Raw genomic sequence first — 21,362 nt, forward strand, 5'->3', positions numbered from 1 at the left:
CGAACCGTCAGAAGCCGACCCGATCTGGTGATCCGTCAGCGAGCTCATCAGTGTCTCCCTTGATCAGGGTGTCCACCTGATTCATGACACTCCCCGATCGCGGGCCACCACCGCTTGACCTTCTCCGTCGCCATCCAGTCCGACTGGATGAGGTTTGTTGCTGCTTTGTTGGCGTGTCTCACATTCCTCAACTCCCGTTGATAGGTCGTGGGGTTAGCAGTTGATGAGGGTCGTGTCGCGGGCCTAGCGTCCCGGCACGTGTTGGTGCACTTTTTCTCTGGCGAGGGCTGGCAGTCCTGGGGGCTCAGTGGGGAGCCGTTGATCCCCGAGCAGATGCCGGTGCTGTTCGACGACGACTTCGTGTTCGAGGACGGGGGCGGTCCGCGGGCGACGCGGGCAGTGAACGCATGGCTTCGTACGCTGCCGTCGAGCGGGGCGCCGTCGCCGAACTCGTGGCGGGCGTACGCGCTGGCAGCCCGGGACTGGCTGATGCATCTGCGCCGGCACCGTGTGGATGTGTTCGGCACGCGGCAGGAGCTGGTGGCAGCGCTCGGTACGTACGCCGACCGGCGGCTGTCGGGTCCGTTGGACGAACGGCTGGGGTCCTCCTCGTGGGAGTTGCAGGTCACGGCGCTGAGCCGGTTCTACGACTGGGCCGAGGACGAAGGCCTGGCGGCCGCGGTGCCGTTCACGCTGGCGACCGGCAAGCGGATGGTGCAGGGCCGGCTGGTGGAGACGAGACGGAACCAGGCCCGGAGGCGGCGGCCGAAGCCGCACGTGAAGGTGCAGTACCTGGAGTCGGACTTCGCCGATCTGTTCCGCTACGGCTTGGCCGGGCTGGGCCCGGACGGGTTGGAGGACGGGACGTTCCGCGGCCGGTTCCCGGGCCGGAACGCGGCAATGGGTGGTCTGGTGCTGGGCACCGGGATGCGGAGCCGGGAGTTCACCCACCTACTGGTCCACGAGGTCCCGCCCCTGCCCGCCGAGCCGACCGAGGTGCCGATTCCGTGGGCGGTCCCGGAGCTGGGGGCCAAGGGTCGGAAGCTCCGCACGACGTGGATCGACTACGCCGCGCTGGCGGCGGTGCACTCCTACATCGCCCTGGACAGGGAACTGTCGCGAGGTCCGTGGAGGCCGAGAAGGCCGCTGGTGGTGGAGGAGGCGGACTTCTACGGCGGCCGGGTCAATGGCCGGCGCACACGCTGGGCGGCCCTTCGGCCGGAGGAACGGCTGCGGCTGGTCGACCCGGAGGGCGGCTCGCTGCTGCTGGCACTGAGTTACGACGGGCAGCCGTTCGTCGACTGGGGGACGCTGTTTCGCCGCACGGCCCGCAGGATCCGTGAACGCTTCGAGCTGCGGTTTCCCGATGTCGCGCCGCACCGATGCCGACACACATTCGCCATGGCCACGCTGGAGAAGCTGGTGGAAGGCCACTACCGGCAGGCTGCTCAGCTCGCCGCGGCGACCGGTGATACGTCCGGGCTCGCGCTCTACCTACTGAAGGCCGACCCGCTGCTGATCCTGCGGGATCTGCTGGGGCATTCCAGCGTGGTCACCACGGAGGTTTACCTCAAGCGCCTGGATGTCCACCGGATCTACCGCGCGGCCTGGGAAAGGACGCGCGGAGTCATCGACGGAGCAACGTTCGCCGAGGCCGACGCCGAGTTCGCGGAAGGGTTCTGATGCCAGCCGAAGTCCTGCACGATCCGCTCGCGCTGAAGCTGTGCCTGCCCGGCGAAACGACGACGGTCATACCCGTCGGCGACCTGCCCAACCTGAAGCTGGCGACCGACCTGGCCGAGGGCCTTGCCGCCTCGATCCATCCCCACGGGCCGCTCGCCAAGCTGACCACGGTCAAGAGCTTCCTCTACACCCTGCGGCGGATGGTGCGCGAACTGGCCGAGGACGGCTTCACCGGGTCCGCGGCCGAACTGACCAGAGCTGTGCTCGGGGTGTTCTGGCTGCGGTCGCACTACCTGGTCGAATACCGGACCCGCACGATCCTGCGTGCCTTCGACACCCGGCACCAGGGGCTGGCCGAGCCGGTCCGGCAGATGGTGTTCGGCGTCAACTACACGCGCCCCGCGGTGGGGGAGCCGCTACCGCCCTACGCGCCAGCCGAGTGGAATCGGCTGATCGACCTCTGCAAGAAGGAGGTACGCCGCCTGGGAGAGAGACAGCGGGCGATGGTCGCGCTCGCCGAGAGCGGGCAGGACCCGGCAGTCGGCGGCTGGAGCGATGCGAACGCGGCCTGGCTGATGACGCGCATGGGGCCGGTGACGCGAACCGAGGCCGCCGCTCACCTAGGCGTCACGCCGAAGTGGTTCACCGAGCACTATCGGGGCATCGACAGGGTCCGGACGGCGCTTTTTCCGTCTCACAAGGATGCGGTTCCCTACGTCCTGCTGCTGGCGGCATGGACGGGTATCGTCCCGGACGGCCTGACCGGCCTGAAGACTTCCGGGATCCGCTGGGTCGGGAGGCAGGCGACGCTGCTGTCCTACACCAAGGGCCGCACGGCGGAGGAGAGCCTGGTGCTGTCTCCGCGCGCGTCGCGCCTGCTGGAGCAGTGGCTGCAGCACAGCGCCGTGCTCCGCAGGCATGTTCCCGCAGAACTGTCCGAGCACGTGTGGCTGGTGACACTGCAGGGCAAGCCGGCCCGCGGGTCCTTCGAGGAGTACGTGATGCGTGGATGGGTCAAAGCCCGTGATCTTCGTGGGGATGACGGCGGCCTGTTGCGCATCGACCGCCGACGACTGCGGACGACGTTCATCGCAGAGCGTGGTCAGCGGCAGTGGTCCCTGCGGACGACGGTCGATCCGAACCACTCGCCGCAGGTCGAGGGCGACCACTACCTGTCGGCCGTGACCCCGGCACAGAAGGTGGTGGTCGAGGAGATCGCCCGGGACGCGCAGAGCGACCTGCTGCGGCGCGCGAGTGCGCCGCTGGTCGTCGACGAGGTGGCCAGCGCCACCGGGCTGCCGGAGGAAGTACGCCGCCTCGGTCTGGCCGAGGGGGCCATCGCCGAGTTGCTCGCGGGCGAGCGGGACGTGTTCAGTGGGGCCTGTGCCGACCAGTTCGCCGGCCTGCACGGGCCGAAGGGCAAGCCGTGTCCGGCCCGGCCCTGGGTCTGCCTGCTCTGCCCGCTGGCGCTGTTCGCCCCGCGGCATCTGCCGAATCTGCTGCGGTTGAAAGCCTTCTTCGCGCGGCAGTTCCGGCAGGTGCCGCGCGATCAGTTCGCCGCCGTCTTCGGTCCCTACGCCCGCCGCCTGTCGGCGGACATCCTGCCGCGATTCGAGAAGGCCGCCGTTGCTGCGGCACAGCACGACGTCGGTGACGAGGACGCTGGGCTGCCGTTGCGAGCCGAGGAGACCACGTCGTGAGCATGCTTCCTGCCTCTGGCGAGCCGGTGGTCCGGTCGGTGTTCGCCGGAGCGGACATCGCCGCCACCGCCCGCCTCGCCTGGCGGGACGGGCACCCGCGGCCCCGTTTCGAGGACGACGTGTGGTCGTTCGTCGGCTGGGCCGACGCGCCGGTCCAGATGGAGGTGACGGAGAAGACCTGGCTGTTCGACCGGATCGCTCACCGGCCCTGGCGCGTGGTCGCCAAGGAGCTCGCCCTGGCCTGGCTGGCCAGCCAGGACGAGCACGTCCTCGCCTTGCCGCGGGCCCGTCGGCTCCCCCGGCACCCCCGCACCGTCTTCATCCGCATCTACCACCTCACCTTCTGGCTGAACTGGCTGCACGAGCGCCGGATCACCACGCTCGCCGCCGTCACCCAGGACCACTGCGAGGCGTTCCTGCGCGAGCACGGCGTCGTCCGGGACAGGGATTCCGGCGCCGTCCTGCGGGACAAGGCCGGTGGCTCGCTGCGGTCGGTGGTGTCGGCCATGCAGGACATCACTGACTACGGCGAGCTGCTGTCCGCGGACCGGCACCGTCCCGGGTTCCGGCCCTGGGGCAAGCGTTCACCCCGCGTCGTCACCGGGGCACCGTCCCGGCCTCACGTGGTGATCAAGACGGAGCCCCTGGACGACGAGATGCTGCGGCCGCTGCTGACGGCCTGCTTGCACCTGGTCGACGTGCTCGGTCCGCACATCGTGGATCTGTGGACCGAGCTGCAGGCCGAGCGCGAGGCCCGGCGGAAAGTCGAGTGGTCGCGGAATCTGCGGGACGCCGACAAGCTCGCCGCACTGGTTGACGCACATCTGCGGACCGGCCAGCCGCTGCCACGGCTTGAGGACTCACAGGTGACCAAGCGCCTGCGGTCCGGATGGAACCCGAAGGATCCGTTGCTGGATGCCAACTTCCAGCACCTGCTTCGGCCGACGGGACACCGTGACATCGGCAAGGCTCTCCTGATCCAGGCACGACCGCTGCTGGAGGAGGCGGTCGCCGAGGTCGGCACCGAGTACGTGTGGTGCCGCAAGCCCGCCGAGGTCCCTCGCGCGGACACCGGCGAGATGATCCCGTGGTCTCTGCCCCTGTCGAACAAAGGCGCCGATGCCCTGATCCGGGTCGCCGGCCACGCCTGCAAGGTCGCCACCTCCGCGCTGACCGGCATGCGGTCCAGCGAACTGATGGAACTCACGGTCGGCTGCCGCCGCACGGACGACGCCGACGGCACCGGCCTGGCCCGGCACCGGCTGGTCAGCAAGGTCGTCAAAGGCCGACAGTGGGGCGGCGAGGCCGACGAGTGGGTCGTCATCGAGGAAGTCGTACGCGCCATCGCGTTGGCCGAACAGCTCACCGACGCCGGCCCCGGACAGCCGCTGTTCGGGCAGTTCCACGGCTTCGAGTCCAACGGGGCCATGACCTGGCTACGGCAGTGGGTCGCCTCGCCCGCCGGCCGACGCATGGGCCTGGAGCCGATCCCCGACAAGCCGGTGCATCCCCGGAACCTGCGGCGAACGCTGTCCGTCGAGATGGCAGCCCGCCCCAGTGGCCTGCTCGCCACCAAGGTCCACTTCAAGCACCTGCAGGTGGCCACCAGCGAGGGATACGCCAACCCTCGGGAATTGCATCAGACGGGCGAGAAGTCGCAGGTCGCCAGCTCACAGAGACGCCCTGACGCTCTCGAAGGCTACTACTAACTAGCCGTCTGATCAGGTAGTTTGCCACGCTAATCCCATCTGATGCAGGATCTGCCCTCTAGAAGGGATGGTCTGCGTGGCGCAACAGCGAACAGTGGCCCTGGCCGGAGCGGCTCAACTGGAGCTGGTCTCCGGAGTGATCCAGCTGCGTCCGGAGGACGCGATGGTTGAGGCGATGCTGCGCGGATGGCGGGCCCAGCAGCTGTCCCGGGGCTTGAAAGAGGACACGATCGCCGGCCGTGAACGGCTGATCCGGCGCTTCCACGAGTTCACCAACGAGTACCCGTGGCAGTGGCTGCCCGGCCACATGGACGAATGGTCGGCCTCGCTGACCGGCGAGAGGCATCTGGCGCCGTCCACGATCCGCAGCTGCCAAGGCGACGTGCGGCAGTTCACCGAGTTCCTCATCGACGGCCGCTACGGCTGGGCGACCGCCTGCGAGGACGCCTTCGGTACGCACCCGGTGGCGATCTGCCACGAGTGGAACACCATCGCCCACCTCAACGACTACGAGGGCGACCCCGAGGCCCGGCCATTCACCCGCGACGAGCTGCAGCGGTTCCTCGACTACGCCGACGACCAGGTCGACCGCGCGGTGCGGTCCAAGCGCAAGGGGGCCCTGGCCGCCTACCGTGACGCCACGCTGTTCAAGGTCGTCTACGGCTGGGGCCTGCGGCGCACGGAGACCTCGAAGTTGGACGTCGTCGACTTCGGCCGAAATCCGAAGGCGCGTCAGTTCGGCCGGTACGGAACGCTCAACGTGCGCTACGGCAAGGCGAAACGAGGGCAGCCGCCGCGGCGCCGGAACGTGCTGTCGGTCATGGACTGGGCGGTGGACGCGGCCCGGGACTACGTGGAGAATGTCCGCCCGCGCTTCGGCTACGAGGACCACCCAGCGCTGTGGGTGACCGAACGTGGCGGCCGCGTCAAGCCTTCCGAGATCAACGCCCGGTTCGTCGCCTACCGCGACGCCCTGAAGCTCCCGAAGGCTCTGGTTCCCCACTCCCTCAGACATTCATATGTCACACATTTGACCGAAAACGGTGTAGATAGACGTTTTATCCAGCAGCAAGTAGGCCACGAGTGCGACAGCTCGACAGCCGTATACACCCACGTCAGCGACGACTTCATGAACACTGCTCTGGGTAACGCACTCAACCCGGCGTTCGATGAGGCGCCGACCGGGAAGGACCGATGATGGCCGCCAAGCTCGACTACCGCTGGCACCTGCGTCACCTGATGGCGGACAACGGCATGTTCTCCACCACTGACCTCCTGCCGCCGCTGGCCGCGCGCGGCATCAACCTGTCCTCCAGCCAGGTCTACCGGCTCGTCGTTGAGCGCCCCGAGCGCCTGAGCCTGAAGATCCTTATGGCCCTGCTGGACATCCTCGACTGCACGATGGACGACCTAATCGAACCCGTCGCCGCCGCCAGCGCCGCCCAGAGGCCCAAGAAAGTCGCGGCAGGCGGGACAGCCGCCGAGAGCATCGGCAACCTGCGACCCAAGCGGGCCAGGATCGCCCCGGTGGACCAGTGACCGACACCATCGACGAGGCCCTGACGGACCCGGTGGGCCTGATCGTGCGACTGGTCGCGAAGGTCGAACACAGCTTGGACGCCGCCCGGATCCACGAGGTCGTCGTCGATGTCGCCAGCGGCCGCGCGAAGCGCCGCCGGCTGGCCCAGCTCCTCTCGGACTGCCCGCAGGTGCTGACGACCGGCGGGCCGCCGGTCGCGTGGGCGGTGGGACAACTCCTGCGAGAGCTGCGGGCTGCCGGCGCGACCTCGATCGCCGCTCCACGCTGCGGTGAATGCGCACGAACACTGACCTACATGATCAGCCGGCGTGGATACCTGCTCTGCTCGCCATGCCGGGATACGGCCCAGACCTGCGCCGCCTGCGGAGACCAGCGGCGCGTCTCCACTCGCGACCGTCACGGGCAGCCTCGCTGCGATCAATGTCCCGACGACCAGGGCGACCCGATGGTGCTGCTGACGGAAGCCGTCGCCGTCGTCTCCCCGGGCCTGGAGGCGACCACCGTCATGGCTGCACTGGGTCGAGCGACGGTCCGCCCGGCCGGGCAGCGCCGGCTGGCCTGGGCGATCGTGAACCAGCCCTCGCTGCTGACCGGCGCGGGCAGCGACGCTCCGACCCCGGCGGTCCTACGCTTCATCGACGAGCTTCTCGCGGCGGGTGCAAGTAACATCCTGCGACCGTCGTGCCCGCGCTGCGGTCGGACGGTGGCACTGTCCAAGCTGCTGGACGGGCAACGAGTCTGCCGGACCTGCTTCGCGCACCACCGGGCGGTGCCCTGCGCTGTCTGCGGAGCCGTCCGCGAACCGGCGACCCGCGATGCCGAGGGCCGCCCCTTGTGTCCGAACTGCCTCACCAGCGATCCGATCAACCTCGAAGACTGTCGCGGCTGCGGGCACCGTCGTCGCGTCGTGGCCCGCACCCCGGACGGCCCCTGGTGCGGGCACTGCCGACCTCGCACCGCCGCGACCTGCGGGATCTGCGGGCGATCAACACTCTGCGAGATCTCCGCCGCGACCGGCGAACCGTGGTGCGACCGGTGCCAAGCGTGGTGGGCCCGCTGCAGCAGTTGCCACACCATCGCCTCGATCCGCGGCGGCACACGCAAGACGCCGTTGTGCGCGAAGTGCCTCAATCCCGATCCCGATTTCTGGGAGCGATGCCCGACCTGCAAAACCACCTGGCAGACCAGCGCACACCGGCCCTGCCATCGCTGCACTCTCACACAACGCGCCGATGAGGTGTTCGCCGGCCCCGATGGCTCCGTTCGCCATGAACTGGCCCCGCTGCACGCCGCATTGATCAGCATCGACCGGCCGGTCACCGCCGTCGCCTGGCTGTCGCGGCCAGCCGTCGCCGGGCTGCTGAAGGAGATCGCAGCCGACCAACGCACGGTTACCCACGACGTCCTCGACGAGCTCGCACCCGGCAAGGCCCTTGATCATTTGCGGGCCGTTCTCGTCGCCGGAGGCATGCTGCCCGACCGTGACGAGCGACTCGTCACACTCGAACGCTGGACATTCCGGATCGTCGCATCCCGTGACGATCACGAAGAACGCGCGGTACTACACCGCTACGCGATCTGGCACCACCTTCGACGTCTGCGAGGCCGCTTGGGCACCGGCCACGCCACCCACCTGCAGATCGCCAACGTCCGCAGCCACATCACCGCCGCCGTCGACTTCCTGGACTGGCTGACTGGCAGCGGTCTGACCCTCGCCACCTGCACCCAGCCCGACCTGGACCACTGGAAAGCACGTGAGGACCTCAGCCACCGGGACCAGACCGGCCACTTCATCCGCTGGGCAACCAAGAACCGGCTGGCGAAAGGGCTGACCTTCGGCGCCGAGCGCTGGCAGGGCCCGGTCGGCCCCCACGACTCCGAAGGCCGGTGGGACAACTCTCGCAGACTCCTCCACGACGCAACGCTGACTACAGCCGACCGGGTCGCCGGACTACTCCTGCTCTTCTACGCCCAACGGCTCAGCACCATCAGCACTCTCACCGTCGACCAGGTCAGCGAGGCGAACGGCCGGGTTTCGATCCAATTGGGGACGGCCCCGACCGTTCTACCCGAACCGCTCGCCGTACTGGTCCGCGACCTGATCGCCACGCGACGCCCCTACACGGTGATCGGACACGCCGACCAGACGCCCTGGCTGTTTCCAGGGCAACGCCCTGGCCAACACGTCAGCGCCGCTCGTCTCGGCCAACGACTGGCCAACGTTGGGATCCAACCTGGCCAGGCCCGGTCAACGGCCCTGTTCGCCCTCGCCGAGGAAGTCCCGGCCGCGATCCTGGCCCGCATGCTCGGCATCCACATCCAAGTCGCCGTCCAGTGGCAGAAGGCATCCGCCGGCGACTGGGCCACCTACGCCGCCGACGTGAGCCGTCGAAACAACCAGCCCGACCGAGTAGGAGTGGCGCATGACCACCGTTTTGAATCCGGGCCCGCTACTGTACTGAACTTGATTGGGTGATGTCGGGGCTGTTCGCCTGACGGCCTCGGGGCCCCGCAGGCGGGGCACCCGGCTGCGTGCGAGGACTTCGATCATCTGCGGAGCGCCTCCCCATTGGTCGGGGGTGACCAGCAGAGTCATGGACCGGCATCCCCTTCGCCGCCGAGGCGGATCTTCCAGGTCAGACCGCCTCGGGACCGTCTCAGTCCCTCGTCCGGGCGGTGGTTTCGAGGCATCGTCCCCCTTTTGGGACGTGTGTGGGGGACGGAGCCTTGCGTCCATCGGCGTATGGACGGTCTCGGCGGCTGCTCTCCGGTGCTGACGGCAGCCGCTTTCACTGGCCGTCAGGATGCTCTTGGCTCCACACCTGTGCAACATCACACGGATGCCTCACGAAGTCACCCAATTGCCGCGCACGAAATGCCGGCCCCGCGCGTAGAATCGATTAGCAGGCATTCGCCTGCACCCAATTTCATTGGGCCCATCCGTTAAGGGGTTCTCATGTCCGACGACTCCAGCACGGTCAAGAAACTCAACGTACAAATTGCAGAGCTCGTCAAGGAGGTCAGGGCTGAAGATCTCGTTCAGGTCCTCATGGGGCCTGAAGAATCCCTCCTCCGTCTGGCCGATCAGCAGCAACAGCAGCAGCAACAACAGGTCAAGCGGCCGGCGGAAAGGGCTACAGAAATCCCCTCTTAGTCGGCAGCGGAGGGCCGGTGACTCGACTGCCCCGGTCCTCCGTTCCATAAACCCATGCGATTCCGAAGGACGCTGCATTCCATGCCCGATTTGTTGCTCGTGTTTCCTCCCCAGTGGAGCCCGTTCCAGCCTGCCTTGTCCCTGCCGTCCCTGTCGGCATGGCTGAAGCGAGCACGTTTCCAGGTGCAGTCCTTCGACATGAATCTGGCATTTTACGAGTGGCTCCTCTCTGACGAGTGCGCCGGGCTGCTGATCGGACATTTGGATGCACTTGACTGGAGTGAGGATACGAAGCTTGCCTATCGCTCCATCTTCCTTCGTGCGGCAGATTTCCGCCAGGGAATCCAGAATTTGAAGGATGACTCGACGGCAGAGCAAGCCACGTATGTCAGTCAGCACTACCAAGCAGTAAAGTCCCTAGAGATCTACATGGACGCAATTTCAGAGGTGGAGCAGAGTTTCACAATCACACCTTATGATTTCCGCCTCGCGGCGGATAACCTTCGCACTTCCGCTTTGGAGCTGGCGGTTGAATCACCTCCGGAACTCATCGATCGATTCGTGCAAAAAATTGCATCGGAAGTTATCGCGCCAGCCAGCGCCAATGCGATTGGGATCTCGTGCATTGGCCAAGAGCAGCTCTACTTCACGCTGTTGCTTGGTGCCTCTCTGAAGAAGAGTGGCATCACAATTCCAATCTTCGTCGGGGGAACGATCTTCGCAAGGATTTACGAGCGTGGTGCGATCACCCCGGGCTGGTTTCAGCGATTCTTCGACATCATTGTGAGGAATGAGGGAGAAAAGCCGTGCGAACAGCTCCTCTCCAATCTTCGGGACGGCAGAGAGCTCATCTACAAGGTCCCCAGCATCGTCTACGCTGAGGGAGACAATCTGGTGGCTTCTCCTATTTGTGCACCATTGTCACCAGCAGAGCTCCCGACTCCCGATTTTGATGACACTCCCTTGAACAGGTATTTCTCGACGGAGATCACCCTCCCGCTCCTTTCGTCTCGCGGTTGCTATTGGGGTAAGTGTGAGTTCTGCCACCATGGCATGGTGTATGGAGAGAAGTATGCGGGCTACGACGTGTCGCGCGTACTGGAATCCGTAACGCTTCTGGCTGAAAGGTACGGAGTTCACCACTTCGCCTTCAATGACGAGGCCATTCCCCCAAAAATCGCCCGCGCCATCGGGGAGAAATTTCCAGAGAACGAGAAGACCGGATGGAACTTCACCGGCCTCATCAAGTTTGAGAAGTTCTTCAAGAACGAGGACTTCCGTAATCTTCACAACATCGGATTTCGATCCCTATATGTGGGGCTGGAGTCTGCGTCGGAGCGCGTCCTTGCGCTCATGAAGAAGAACAATACGCGCGAGACAATGGTCAGCAATCTCTCTGACGCGACGTCGGCGGGGATCTGGATGCATTGTTTCGCATTCTTCGGATTCCCGGGCGAAACCGACGCGGAAGCCCAAGAGACACATGACTTCATCCTGCAGAATGCCGACATCATCAGTTCCTACGGATCTGCAATTTTCGTCCTGGAGCACAACGCTCCGATCTTCCGCCACCTCGCGGACTATGGGCTTAAGATCAAGTCGCTCCCCAGCGACAATATTGACGTCTACTATGACTTCGAGGTTAGCACTGGAATCACGCCAGGCAGGGCTTTGGAGTGGATGCATAAGCTCAACAATGCGGCTCTGGATATCCCGAGCTATAATGCTGCAGGTTGGCTTCCGAGAGAGCTTCAACTGTGTGTTCTGGCCAAGATGACTCCACAAGATCTGGTCTCATCTGGTTTGCGGATTCGCGAGCAGGGCGGACTCCCCGGCGAGCTCCCCCTACGTGATTTCCTAGGTCTGGAAATGCACCCCTCGGATTCCGCCCGTATCATCGTCAATCGCATTAACGGGCGGGTATTCTTCGCCAGAGGAAAAATGGCCGAGCTGTTCGACCTGTGCTGCGGTGAGGGCCTGACAATGAACGAAGCCCTACAGTGCGCGCCAGACGTGTTCAGTCGATTGAGCTCTGGCGGTGCACGGCTGACGTCCGAGGCAGTTCTCTCGCCGGTTCCTGCTCCTCTCTAAGAACGGCTATTTGAACTCCGGCGATCAGCGACGCCTACGCGAGCAAGTTCTACACACACGCACGCGACGTGGCCGCGCTGGCCGCCGAGATCGAAGCCCTGCGCGACAAGTAGCCCTCCGCCGGAGAACGCCGCTTCCCTTCGGCGCCTGAGGTCAGTGGAGAGCATGCGACCGCTGTTGCGGCGCGGGCAGGGTGAAGTTCAGCCCGTTCTCGTCGAGGGCATTGAAGACGGTCACCCGACCGATGTGGAAGACGAAGCTGACATCAACGCTCCCCTGGGCCACATCGTCGCCGGTCCATTCGAGCAGCTCGACGCTCTGGAGGGTCAGGCCTCGGAGTGCCCGCAGCTCGGCCAGCGGTTCCGGACGCCACGCCAGATCGAACCCTGGCCAGCGCACTGGACGATGGGGGTCGATCGTGGCCCAGGTGAGGGCAATGTCGTCGAACTTGTAGTGATTGATCTCGACTTGTTCACCCTCGAAGTCGAGCAGCACAGGACAGTCGCAGAACCACTCGTCATCCTTCAGGTCCCAGGCCATCCAGACCCGCGTCAGCGTGCGTCCGCGCAGGGCGCCCAGACGGCGCCCGTGCTGGCGCGTCACGGCGTCACGGCCGTTCAACCACTGTGGCTGGTATCGCGCAATGTCGAAATCGAACACGCGATCATCTTGCCAGCATCAGCATCACAGGATCGACGACAGAGCCCGTTCACCCGTGCCTGCCTGAGTACTTCAACGAGTACGCGAGCCGTGACCTCAACGCCCCCAGGAGCCAGGCATTCGGACAGTTCCAATACCCGACTCCACCATTAGGCCGGCCAGGCGGCGCCCAGGCCGTCTTCCACCACGAATGGAAGAAGGGGGAGGCGAAGGAGAAACTCAAGCGGACCGTCGAGGCATACCGGCAGTTCGAACAGGGACAACTGCCCGTCGGCCCTGGAGCCGACGCTCTACTGGCCGCCTTCCGCGCCGTCGAGGACGAGCTGACCGACCACGAGCCGGGCCCGGCGAAGGTGGTCACCGACCGGCAGGTCGAGTTGCTGCTGAAGAAGAAGGCGTCGGTGCTGCACCTGTCCGCGGCGAACTACTGCTGGTTCGAAGACCCCGCGAAGGCGCTGTGTCTCAAGCTCGCAGGCGCCAAATCCACAGCGGCTCCACTGGCCGGGTTGTGTGACAGCTCCCGCTGCCCGCAAGCAACCCACCACCTCGTCCACCGCTCCGTCTGGCACGCCGCGGCCAACAACGGCGCCGTCCTACTGGCCAGCCCCCGCATCCCGGCCGGGGAGAAGGAACGGATGCGGGCCGAGCACGAGCGGTCCATGCGGGTCCTCCAGGAGATCGACAAAGCAGCCGGAAAGGCCGGATGACATGGCACTCAGCCACCAGCAGCGCGACCAGCTCGAACGACGCATCCGCGCGGCCATCGACCGGCTGCTGGCCGGGCAGATCCCGCCCGGCGGCGCATGCGACATCAAGACGCTCGCCCGCGAGGCGGGCATCTCCCGCGCCGCTCTCTACCGGACCTGGGGCCACCTCAAGGACGAGTTCGAGAAGCGGCGGGCGGCCGCCCAGGCTGCCGGCCAGCAGCCCGACCCGCGCGAGGCCCGCATCGCCCAGTTGCGCGATCTGAACCAGCGGCTCACCGGCAAACTCGCCCGCACCCACACGGAGTTCAACCAGCTCAAGGAACGCCACCGAATGCTGCTGTCCGCCCTCGCGGCCAAGGACGACGAGCTCCAGCGCCTCCGCCGCGAGCGAAGTACGTTCAGCCGCGAACTCGACACCCTGGCAACCGACATGGAGCAAGGGGGCGATGCCGGGAGCGTCATCCCCCTGCCCGCCGCTGAGCGCCTATGTCCTTCAGGGCGTGGTGGCCTAGCGAGTGGCATTCGAAGCACCCGGGGTGTTGATCACGCGCATGCGGATGCGGGGCGGCGGGTGAGCATGGGCGAGCGGAGCTTGGGTAGTCATCCACCACCCCATCGGTAGTCACGATGCCGATGTGCCGTCAATTCTGTTGAGTGACAACGGGAGACACGCCTCATGGCCAGGTGGACTTGGGTGGAGATTTACCCTCCTTGGGGCAGGCTCGATGCGAGCGTGTTCACGCAACGCCATCCCCGGCACTTCAATCCCTATGGGAGGTCGTTCACGACCTTCGAGACCGCCAGCGAGGCCATCATCGACCTGCGGGACTGGCTGTTGGACGTTGGTGGCCGGGTGCACTATCAAACGGACAGCCTGCCGCAGGTCCCACTAGGTGAGTTCGTCATTTGGTTCGATGATCACCGGGCCTGGATGGTTTTCACGGTGCCGGAGGGGGCGTCCCCGGTTCAGAGTGCTGCTCTAGCGACCTGGCAGCTCTGGCAGCACCGGGCACGGGAGGTCTGGATGAAGGACTCGGTTAGCCGTAAGAAGCGGCACAACGGCAGGATGGGACTCTGGCAGCCGAAGTGAGCAAGAGAGGCCCGGCCGAAGGTGGCCGGGCCTCTCTCATGCTCACGGGCCGGACTGTGAGGCGACGACGGTGTCCGTGCCGTCTTCCACTCCGGGGTCGTCCGTGCGGACCGCTGGTCAGGGACTGCATTCCAAGGGAGGCAGCATGGAAAAGTGGACCTGGGTTCAGGTTTCGAGCCCCTGGGAGGCCGGGGAGCGTGGGTCAAGGGACTTCTCGCAAGTTTTCATTGACGGCTCCTACGGTGGCGAGCACTTCAGAACGTTCGACACCGCCAGCCAGGCGAGCTCCGATCTGCGCACCTTTTTGCTAGGCGAGGGCGACGGCCAGTGGCCAGGCTTTGCGGCTTGCGCGGCGCTCTTGACCAGCGATGTCACGGGCGGTGAGTTCATGCTGTGGGGCATGGAGCCACCCCGGGCATGGCTGGTATTCCGAGTGCCCGACGGTGCACACCCAGCCGTGGTCGGGGCGGCTATGCACAAGCGATGGAAGGCGCAAGCTCATGACGAATTCATGAAGTCGTCATTCGTCTACCGAAGGGGAGAGCTCCAGGGCTATCGCCCTGGTGTTTGGACTCCCGCCAGGCGTCGCCCTTCTCCGCCAACAACTCCCGGCAGGCGTAGTGCTTCTCCGCCAACAAGCGGAGGATGCGCGACCACCCTCGTGCTGATCATCTGCGCAATCGTGTTCCTGCTCTCTTGAGAACCTTGCTCTCAAGCCCTCGGGCCGACGGGCTCGGTAGCCTGGGTATCAGGTGGGCCCCAGGGCAAGTTGGTGGCCACCAACTTGAGAACGATCAAGGCCGAGTCGGTCCGCCGACCGAGTTCGCCGGCCTCCGGGTGAGAGGTCTCCCTGGAGACCGCCCCGTACTTCGCACCCACCCCGACACTCCGGTCGTCGAACGGTCGCAGTGACCGTTCGACGAGCACTTCCACGAATCCCTCATTCCGGACATTCGCGGGTTGACCTGTGGCTTCGGGGATTGGAAACAGGTAGTCATTTAGCGGAGATCACAAGCGGGTGATCAGGAGCGCGGAGACAAGCAGAGCCAAGGCGTGCAGAGCTTGATCAGCCAAGTACATCCCATTGAGCCCGCCCGTCCGCAGGTTGGCGAAGTCCGGCGAGCCGGTGTGCTGCAGCAGCCATCGCACCGGCCAACGCCGGTCCAGCACAGCATGGCTGGCCGCCGACCATGCAAAGCCGGCGGCCAGCCCGGTCACGGACAGCGGGAGCGGGATGAACAGCCATACCAGGGCGAGAAGCGCGGCCATGACGAGGTGGTACTGGCCAACATGGGCCAGGCAGGCCATCCAACCCCGGCGCGGACTCACCCCGGCGGACACATCATCGGCGCTCGGCGCACCCTTGTTCGCGGCCTGGTGATCGCTCTGGCCGAGTACGTGGTCCGCGACGTTGTGACCAACGGCCAGCACAGCCCAGACGGAACCGAACGTCGCCAAGGTGGCGAGCTGATCGATCGACGTCGTCATGCCGTCACCCCTGAGAGTGCATTCCGAGGCGCAATGTCGACGCCCGCCAACCGAGACACCCGAACGGAATCTCGGGCGGACCGCGCTCGGCGAATGCCCCTCGAAAGCGAGACGCCGAGGAAGGTGGACACGGCCTTTGCCGCGTTAACCCAGTGATCGGCGAGGTCGGCGGAGGCGCGGAGGAGGGTGTAGGCCGTGGCGAAGGCGGCGGCTCGGGAGGTGGGATGCGGTGTGGGCATGGGGGCTCCTGGCGGGGTGAGGGTTTTCTGGGGTGGTGGTGCGTTGTGGTAGCAAGGCAGGCATGACGGAACGGCCTGGCGAGCGCAGCTCGTACCATCACGGATCCCTGCCGGAGGCGCTGGTCGAGGCGGCGTGCGAGCTGCTGGACGAGTGCGGGCAGGAGAAGGTGAGCATGCGGGAGGTGGCGCGGCGGGCCGGGGTGTCGGCGGGGGCACCGTTTCGTCATTTCGCGGACCGGCAGGCGCTGTTGACGGCGGTGGCGGACCGGGTGCTGGCCGACTTCGCGCGGTGGCAGGAGGGCGAGGCGGCGGCGGTGGAGCCGGTCGGGGGGTCGGTGATGCGGGCGATCGGGCTCGGCTTCGTCCGGTACGCGCTGCACCACCCGCGCCGGTTCGAGTTGTTGCGTTCGCGGGTGTTCACGGCCTCCCGGGAGCCGGAGTTGCGGGAGCAACTGGACGGTATGGACCGGGAGTTCACCGGCCTGATCGTGGCGGATCAGGAGGCCGGCCGGCTGCGTCCGGGGGATCCGGTGCTGGTGGGGTTGGCCGGGCAGGCGCTGGTGTACGGCTTGGCGCAGATGATCGTGGACGGTTATTTGCCGGGGGAGCGGGCGGAGGAGTTGGCCGGGCAGGTACTGGACACCTTCGGTCAGGGTGTGGCCGGCGGCTCCGCCAACCACCAGGCGCAGTAACCGATTTGTGCGCGCCAGGAGCCTTGACCGGATTTCCCGGCCCTGATGTAATCACCGCTTACATGGGATGGGTGCGGGAGGCCGAGATGTCCATGGGAACGACGTTCGTCCGATCGATGTTCGCCAAGCCGATGCCGGGCTACACCACCGCGGGCGCCACCGGCGACACCGTGGTGCTGCTGATCGGCATGCGGATCAACCGCTTCTGGGCCGTCCACCACTGGGGCCCGGTGATGTACGCGATGCTCCGGATGCTGTACGAACTCGGGCGCAGCCCCGAACGCGGCCTGCGCGGGCGGATCCTGCTCACCGCCTCGCCGCGCACGTACTACGTCGTGCAGTACTGGGAGTCGAAGGAGAAGCTGTACGGCTACGCGAGCGCGCCGGACGGCTTCCACCACACCGTGTGGGGCATCGCCAACCGCAAGATGCGGGAGGGGAAGATCCGCCAGCACGTCGGGCTGTGGCACGAGACGTACGTCGTGCCGGAGGGCGGCTACGAGTCGATCTACTTCGACATGCCGCCGTTCGGCCTCGCCGGCGCCACCGGCTCCCTGCCGATCGAGGCGCGCGGACGGCATGCGGCGGCGCGGCTGGCCTACCGGTCCACCGGGTCGGGCGGCGCGGGCGGCGCGGGCGAGCAGACCGCGGCGGGGAAGCGAGTGGGGGACGGCGCGGCGGGCGGACAGGCGCTGGTGGGCGACGCGCCCACCGGGGACGGCGGCCCGGGCGGGCACCTGAGTACGGGTGCTCAGGGAGTGTCGTGAGTCGGCCGGGTGCCGCGGCGTGAGAGCGTCGGGGGATGGCGGAGCAGCATGGCGGGGTGCCGAAGGGCGGGCCGACGGGCGGGCCGGTGGTGCACGAGGTGCCGTACCACGCGCAGTGGGAGTCGGCGGAGCTGGTGCGGGCGATCATCGACGGGCAGGTCGACGCGGCCGAGGACCCGCGGTGGGGGCAGTCCGGCGCGGGCACCCCGGAGGAGTACGCGTGGTGGTCGTGGCGCCTGTGCGGGGTGGCCTGCCTGCGGATGGCGCTCGACCACTGGTGGGGCCTGGCGCCGCCGGCGCTCACGCTGGCCGGGGAGTGCGTGGCGGCCGGGGCGTACGTCCGGGACGGCGAGAGTCTGCGCGGGTTGATCCACACGCCGTTCGCCGCTTACGTCCGGCAGCGGTGGGGGCTGGCCGCGCAGGCACAGGAGTTGGCGCCCGTGGAGCTCGCGGCCGAGGTGGTCGGCGGGGGGCTGGTGATGGTGTCGGTGCATCCCGCGATCCGGGAGCCGGCGGGGCCGGCGCCGGTCCGGCGGGGCGGGCACCTGGTGTTGGCGGTGGGCGCCACGGACACGGCGGTGGTGATCCACAACCCGTCCGGTTTCCCGGGGGAGTCGCAGTCCTTCGCGCACGTGCCGTGGCGGTCGTTCGAGCGTTTCTTCGCCGGCCGGGGGATCGTCCTCGGTCCGCCGGGTGCGTAGCTGCTGAGCAGAGGCCGGCAGAGGCAGGAGCTGTCAGAGGCAGGAGCCGTCGGAGGCGGGAGCTGTCAGAGGCAGGAGCCGTCGGCGGCCGGCAGGAGCTGTCAGGGGTTGTCCGGCAGACCGACCGGGTTGACCGGGAGCTCGCTGCGACAGAGTGCCGAGATCGGCTTCAACGCGGCGGCCAGACGGTCGAGTTCGGGGCGCGGGTAGTCCTCCCAGACGCGTGCGGCGGCCAGGTCGGTGGCGGCCTCCAGCGACTGGTGCCGGATCCGGCCGAGTTCGGTCACCGAGCCCTCCGCCGTCAGCCAGCCCCGCTCGACCAGGCGCCCCGCGGCCGCCTCCCACTCCTCGTCCGTCCACCCGCGCATCGGCTGGAGCAGGTCGCGCCGGACGTCCATCGCGCACCGGACCACCAGCGCCTCGCACCCGTCCAGCCCGGCCGCCACCAGCGCGGCCACATGGCCGTCCCCGCGGTGCTCGCGCATCACCGTGGCGGCCTGCCACAGCCGCTCGTACAGCCCGGTGGGCCGGGGGAGCGCGGCGTTGGCGGCGGCCAGCACCCGGCCGACGCAGTCGAGCCGGCCCGCGGCCCGCTCCAGGGCCTCCACCGCCAGCTCGACCTGCCCCGGGTCCACGTGCTCCAGCAGCCGGGCCAGCGCGGCCGACGCGCCCTTCAGCCGGGCGGCCAGCGCCTCGTCGGGGCTGGCGTGGGTCCACACCTCCGGCAGGGCGCGCTCGACCATCGCCGGGGAGAAGCTGAAGAACGCGGCGATCACCGGCGGCGCGTCCACCGCGCCCAGCGGCGCGGAGCGGCTGGCGAAGTAGCCGCGCCAGCCGCCGCGCAGCCCGGCCGCCTCGAAGGCATCGCGGCTCTCGGGCAGGAAGTAGGTGACGGCGTGCACCGGTTCGAAGAGCCACCACAGCGCACGGGCGGGGTGGACGAGATCGGCCATCGAAGGACCTTCTTCGGAAGAGGGGCGGGGGAACCCGGCCTGGACGGGGTGGCCCGACGGGCGCCGACGAGTCGGGCGCGCGGGCCGCTCCAGTGCTGATGACCACGGCGGCGGTCACGGTAACCCCGCACCGGGTGTGATGACGGTCACGCGGTGGTCGCGGGGTGCGCCCGGCGGGGTGGCGGCGCGAGATGATGGGACGAGGTGCCCGACCCCGCGGCGCCGCAGCCCTCGTGTGAACCCTCGTGTGAAGGTAGTCGGTAATGGCGCAGATCAACCCCAGCATCCTGTCCGCGGACTTCGCCCGGCTCGCCGAGGAGGCGGAGGCCGTCAGGGGCTCGGACTGGCTGCACGTCGACGTGATGGACAACCACTTCGTGCCCAACCTGACGCTGGGCGTCCCGGTCGTCGAGTCGCTCGCCCGCTCCACCGACATCCCGCTCGACTGCCACCTGATGATCGAGGACCCGGACCGCTGGGCCCCCCAGTTCGTCGAGGCCGGCGCCGGCTCCGTCACCTTCCACGTCGAGGCCGCCGCCGCGCCCGTCCGGCTCGCCCGCGAGATCCGCGCCAAGGGCGCCCGCGCCTCCATGGCCCTCAAGCCGGGCACGCCGATCGAGCCGTACGAGGACCTGCTGCCCGAGCTCGACATGCTGCTGATCATGACCGTCGAGCCCGGCTTCGGCGGCCAGGCGTTCCTCGACATCATGCTGCCGAAGATCCGCCGCACCCGGGAGCTGATCGCCAAGCACGACCTGGAACTGTGGCTCCAGGTCGACGGCGGCGTCTCCGCGAGCACCATCGAGCGCTGCGCCGAGGCCGGCGCCGACGTGTTCGTGGCCGGCTCGGCGGTGTACGGGGCCGAGGACCCGGCCGAGGCCGTGCGCAACCTGCGGGAGCTCGCGGCCAAGGCCACGGCGGACGCCTGGTGGGCCTGCGAGCACTGAGCCCACCGGGGGCTTCCGGTGAGGCGTCCCGGCGACGGGGGTCCCCGGTGAGGGGCTTCCGGCTTCGCGGCGAGGGGTGTTCCCGGTGAAGGGCGTTCCGGTGAAGGGCTTCCCGGCGAGGGGTGGAAGATCCGCCGACCGTCATGGATCATCATTGGCGAACGCCCCTCGCCCGGCCCCCTCTCCGCACGGTGGTGGAACCGCACATGAGCAACCTCGACCGGAAGCCCTCCCCGACCAGCTGCGGCCACGAGGCCGCGACCGGACCGGTGAAGGAGCTGCTGACCGGACGCCAAGTCCAGCTCGGCGAAAGCACGATGGTCCGCCGGCTGCTCCCCAACCTGGGCCGTCGGATGGTGGGCGCCTGGTGCTTCGTCGACCACTACGGCCCCGACGACATCGCCGACGAGCCCGGCATGCAGGTCCCGCCCCACCCCCACATGGGTCTCCAGACGGTCAGCTGGCTCCACCAGGGCGAGGTGCTGCACCGCGACAGCCTCGGCAGCCTGCAGACCGTCCGCCCGTACGAACTGGGCCTGATGACCTCCGGCCGGGCGATCTCGCACTCCGAGGAGTCCCCGCGGCCGCACGCCCGCTACCTGCACGGCGCGCAGCTCTGGGTCGCCCTGCCGGACGCCCACCGGCACACCGCCCCCGCCTTCGAGCACCACGCCGACCTGCCCGTCGTCACCGCCCCCGGCCTGCGCGGCACCGTCATCCTGGGCACCCTCGACACCGCCACCTCCCCCGGCACCGCCTACACCCCCCTCGTCGGCGCCGACCTCGCCCTCACCGAGGGCGCCGACCTCAAGCTCCCCCTCGTCCCCGACTTCGAGTACGCCGTCCTCTCGATGTCCGGCAGCGTCGACGTCGACGGCGTCCGCGTCGAACCCGGCTCCATGCTCTACCTCGGCTGCGGCCGCCCCGAACTCCCCCTCCTCGCCCGCACCGACGCCGCCGTCCTCCTCCTCGGCGGCGAACCCTTCGACGAGAAGATCCTCATGTGGTGGAACTTCATCGGGCGCACCGGCGAGGAGATCGTACAAGCACGAAACGACTGGGAGAAGAGCCCGCGCTTCGGTGACGTGCACGGCTACGACGGCGCCCGGCTGCGGGCGCCGGAGCTCCCGGCCCTCCCGCTGAAGGCGCGCGGGCGAGTGCGCTGACCTGGTGAAGTGCGCTCGTGAGGCACGCGCCCGCGGTCCTCTCCAGAGGCGGATCCGGATCGTGGTGTGCCGGGT

The 21,362-nt window shown here is 67.7% G+C and carries 18 protein-coding genes and 2 pseudogenes; 16 read left to right on the top strand and 4 right to left on the bottom strand.

The annotated features are described in order from the left end of the window. Positions 1-258 precede the first annotated feature (258 nt). The 6 genes from P3T27_RS37530 (at position 259) to P3T27_RS37555 (ending at position 9,108) form a co-directional block, all read left to right on the top strand. Positions 259-1,683, top strand: coding sequence for a site-specific integrase (locus P3T27_RS37530; RefSeq protein ID WP_280685817.1), 1,425 nt, complete (start codon positions 259-261; stop codon positions 1,681-1,683). Continuing rightward, positions 1,683-3,383, top strand: coding sequence for a hypothetical protein (locus P3T27_RS37535; protein ID WP_280685818.1), 1,701 nt, complete (start codon positions 1,683-1,685; stop codon positions 3,381-3,383). Before P3T27_RS37530 ends, P3T27_RS37535 begins: the two co-directional genes overlap by 1 nt. After that, complete coding sequence (locus tag P3T27_RS37540) at positions 3,380-5,092, top strand: hypothetical protein (protein WP_280685819.1); 1,713 nt, start codon at positions 3,380-3,382, stop codon at positions 5,090-5,092. The genes P3T27_RS37535 and P3T27_RS37540 overlap by 4 nt, the downstream gene beginning before the upstream one ends. Positions 5,093-5,168: 76 nt before the next feature. Next, on the top strand, positions 5,169-6,290 hold the full coding sequence (locus P3T27_RS37545) for a tyrosine-type recombinase/integrase (RefSeq protein ID WP_280685855.1): 1,122 nt from the start codon (positions 5,169-5,171) through the stop codon (positions 6,288-6,290). Further along, a complete protein-coding gene (locus P3T27_RS37550; RefSeq protein WP_280685820.1) occupies positions 6,290-6,631 on the top strand; it encodes a helix-turn-helix transcriptional regulator in 342 nt (113 codons plus the stop codon). Before P3T27_RS37545 ends, P3T27_RS37550 begins: the two co-directional genes overlap by 1 nt. Then, positions 6,628-9,108, top strand: coding sequence for a site-specific integrase (locus P3T27_RS37555; protein WP_280685821.1), 2,481 nt, complete (start codon positions 6,628-6,630; stop codon positions 9,106-9,108). Before P3T27_RS37550 ends, P3T27_RS37555 begins: the two co-directional genes overlap by 4 nt. 39 nt (positions 9,109-9,147) lie before the next feature. On the opposite strand, the pseudogene P3T27_RS37560 reads toward P3T27_RS37555, so the two are convergent. Further along, positions 9,148-9,338 (bottom strand): annotated as a pseudogene (locus P3T27_RS37560) (IS5/IS1182 family transposase); the annotation flags it as partial. Positions 9,339-9,588: 250 nt separating this feature from the next. On the opposite strand from P3T27_RS37560, the gene P3T27_RS37565 reads away from it, so the two are divergent. Both P3T27_RS37565 and P3T27_RS37570 read left to right on the top strand, forming a co-directional pair. After that, positions 9,589-9,786 (top strand): hypothetical protein, encoded by a 198-nt coding sequence (locus tag P3T27_RS37565; RefSeq protein ID WP_280685822.1) that lies wholly within the window; start codon positions 9,589-9,591, stop codon positions 9,784-9,786. Positions 9,787-9,867: 81 nt separating this feature from the next. After that, the gene (locus P3T27_RS37570; RefSeq protein WP_280685823.1) at positions 9,868-11,877 is read left to right on the top strand and encodes a radical SAM protein; all 2,010 of its coding nucleotides are present in this window, start codon (positions 9,868-9,870) and stop codon (positions 11,875-11,877) included. A gap of 153 nt (positions 11,878-12,030) precedes the next feature. Here P3T27_RS37570 and P3T27_RS37575 read toward each other — a convergent pair whose 3' ends face one another. Continuing rightward, positions 12,031-12,537 carry a hypothetical protein gene (locus tag P3T27_RS37575; protein WP_280685824.1) on the bottom strand — a complete coding sequence of 169 codons (507 nt, stop codon included), beginning with the start codon at positions 12,535-12,537 and terminating at the stop codon, positions 12,031-12,033. Between P3T27_RS37575 and P3T27_RS37580 the strand changes: the two genes are divergently transcribed. The 3 genes from P3T27_RS37580 (at position 12,504) to P3T27_RS37590 (ending at position 14,334) form a co-directional block, all read left to right on the top strand. Beyond that, positions 12,504-13,244, top strand: a complete 741-nt coding sequence (locus P3T27_RS37580; RefSeq protein ID WP_280685825.1) for a hypothetical protein — start codon at positions 12,504-12,506, stop codon at positions 13,242-13,244. The two genes, P3T27_RS37575 and P3T27_RS37580, sit on opposite strands and share 34 nt — an antisense overlap. A gap of 1 nt (position 13,245) precedes the next feature. Continuing rightward, a complete protein-coding gene (locus P3T27_RS37585; protein ID WP_280685826.1) occupies positions 13,246-13,866 on the top strand; it encodes a hypothetical protein in 621 nt (206 codons plus the stop codon). Positions 13,867-13,938: 72 nt separating this feature from the next. Next, the gene (locus tag P3T27_RS37590; protein WP_280685827.1) at positions 13,939-14,334 is read left to right on the top strand and encodes a hypothetical protein; all 396 of its coding nucleotides are present in this window, start codon (positions 13,939-13,941) and stop codon (positions 14,332-14,334) included. Between the two features lie 1,008 nt (positions 14,335-15,342). On the opposite strand, the gene P3T27_RS37595 is transcribed toward P3T27_RS37590, so the two are convergent. Then, entirely contained in the window at positions 15,343-15,822 is a 480-nt protein-coding gene (locus tag P3T27_RS37595) for a hypothetical protein (RefSeq protein WP_280685828.1), read from the bottom strand. A gap of 301 nt (positions 15,823-16,123) precedes the next feature. On the opposite strand from P3T27_RS37595, the gene P3T27_RS37600 reads away from it, so the two are divergent. The 3 genes and pseudogenes from P3T27_RS37600 (at position 16,124) to P3T27_RS37610 (ending at position 18,221) form a co-directional block, all read left to right on the top strand. Then, positions 16,124-16,753: a TetR/AcrR family transcriptional regulator gene (locus P3T27_RS37600; RefSeq protein ID WP_280685829.1), complete on the top strand. Its 630-nt coding sequence runs from the start codon at positions 16,124-16,126 to the stop codon at positions 16,751-16,753. A 116-nt stretch (positions 16,754-16,869) separates the two neighbouring features. Next, a pseudogene (locus P3T27_RS37605) lies at positions 16,870-17,361 on the top strand (DUF4188 domain-containing protein); the annotation flags it as partial. A 194-nt stretch (positions 17,362-17,555) separates the two neighbouring features. Continuing rightward, on the top strand, positions 17,556-18,221 hold the full coding sequence (locus tag P3T27_RS37610) for a C39 family peptidase (protein ID WP_280685830.1): 666 nt from the start codon (positions 17,556-17,558) through the stop codon (positions 18,219-18,221). A 101-nt stretch (positions 18,222-18,322) separates the two neighbouring features. Here the strand turns inward: P3T27_RS37610 and P3T27_RS37615 are convergent, their stop codons facing one another. After that, complete coding sequence (locus tag P3T27_RS37615) at positions 18,323-19,174, bottom strand: hypothetical protein (protein WP_280685831.1); 852 nt, start codon at positions 19,172-19,174, stop codon at positions 18,323-18,325. Positions 19,175-19,437: 263 nt separating this feature from the next. On the opposite strand from P3T27_RS37615, the gene rpe reads away from it, so the two are divergent. Both rpe and P3T27_RS37625 read left to right on the top strand, forming a co-directional pair. Next, positions 19,438-20,121 (top strand): ribulose-phosphate 3-epimerase, encoded by a 684-nt coding sequence (gene rpe / locus P3T27_RS37620; protein WP_280685832.1) that lies wholly within the window; start codon positions 19,438-19,440, stop codon positions 20,119-20,121. Positions 20,122-20,327: 206 nt separating this feature from the next. Next, the gene (locus P3T27_RS37625) at positions 20,328-21,287 is read left to right on the top strand and encodes a pirin family protein (RefSeq protein WP_280685833.1); all 960 of its coding nucleotides are present in this window, start codon (positions 20,328-20,330) and stop codon (positions 21,285-21,287) included. Positions 21,288-21,362: the final 75 nt, after the last annotated feature.

Source organism: Kitasatospora sp. MAA19 (assembly GCF_029894125.1).
GTDB lineage: Bacteria > Actinomycetota > Actinomycetes > Streptomycetales > Streptomycetaceae > Kitasatospora.

Coding starts and splice junctions, on each gene's coding strand:
- P3T27_RS37625 (WP_280685833.1), top strand. CDS start 20,328: ATGAGCAACCTCGACCGGAAGCCCTCCCCGACCAGCTGCGGCCACGAG.
- P3T27_RS37585 (WP_280685826.1), top strand. CDS start 13,246: ATGGCACTCAGCCACCAGCAGCGCGACCAGCTCGAACGACGCATCCGC.
- P3T27_RS37610 (WP_280685830.1), top strand. CDS start 17,556: ATGGCGGAGCAGCATGGCGGGGTGCCGAAGGGCGGGCCGACGGGCGGG.
- P3T27_RS37570 (WP_280685823.1), top strand. CDS start 9,868: ATGCCCGATTTGTTGCTCGTGTTTCCTCCCCAGTGGAGCCCGTTCCAG.
- rpe (WP_280685832.1), top strand. CDS start 19,438: ATGGCGCAGATCAACCCCAGCATCCTGTCCGCGGACTTCGCCCGGCTC.
- P3T27_RS37565 (WP_280685822.1), top strand. CDS start 9,589: ATGTCCGACGACTCCAGCACGGTCAAGAAACTCAACGTACAAATTGCA.
- P3T27_RS37615 (WP_280685831.1), bottom strand. CDS start 19,174: ATGGCCGATCTCGTCCACCCCGCCCGTGCGCTGTGGTGGCTCTTCGAA.
- P3T27_RS37535 (WP_280685818.1), top strand. CDS start 1,683: ATGCCAGCCGAAGTCCTGCACGATCCGCTCGCGCTGAAGCTGTGCCTG.
- P3T27_RS37600 (WP_280685829.1), top strand. CDS start 16,124: ATGACGGAACGGCCTGGCGAGCGCAGCTCGTACCATCACGGATCCCTG.
- P3T27_RS37550 (WP_280685820.1), top strand. CDS start 6,290: ATGGCCGCCAAGCTCGACTACCGCTGGCACCTGCGTCACCTGATGGCG.
- P3T27_RS37595 (WP_280685828.1), bottom strand. CDS start 15,822: ATGACGACGTCGATCGATCAGCTCGCCACCTTGGCGACGTTCGGTTCC.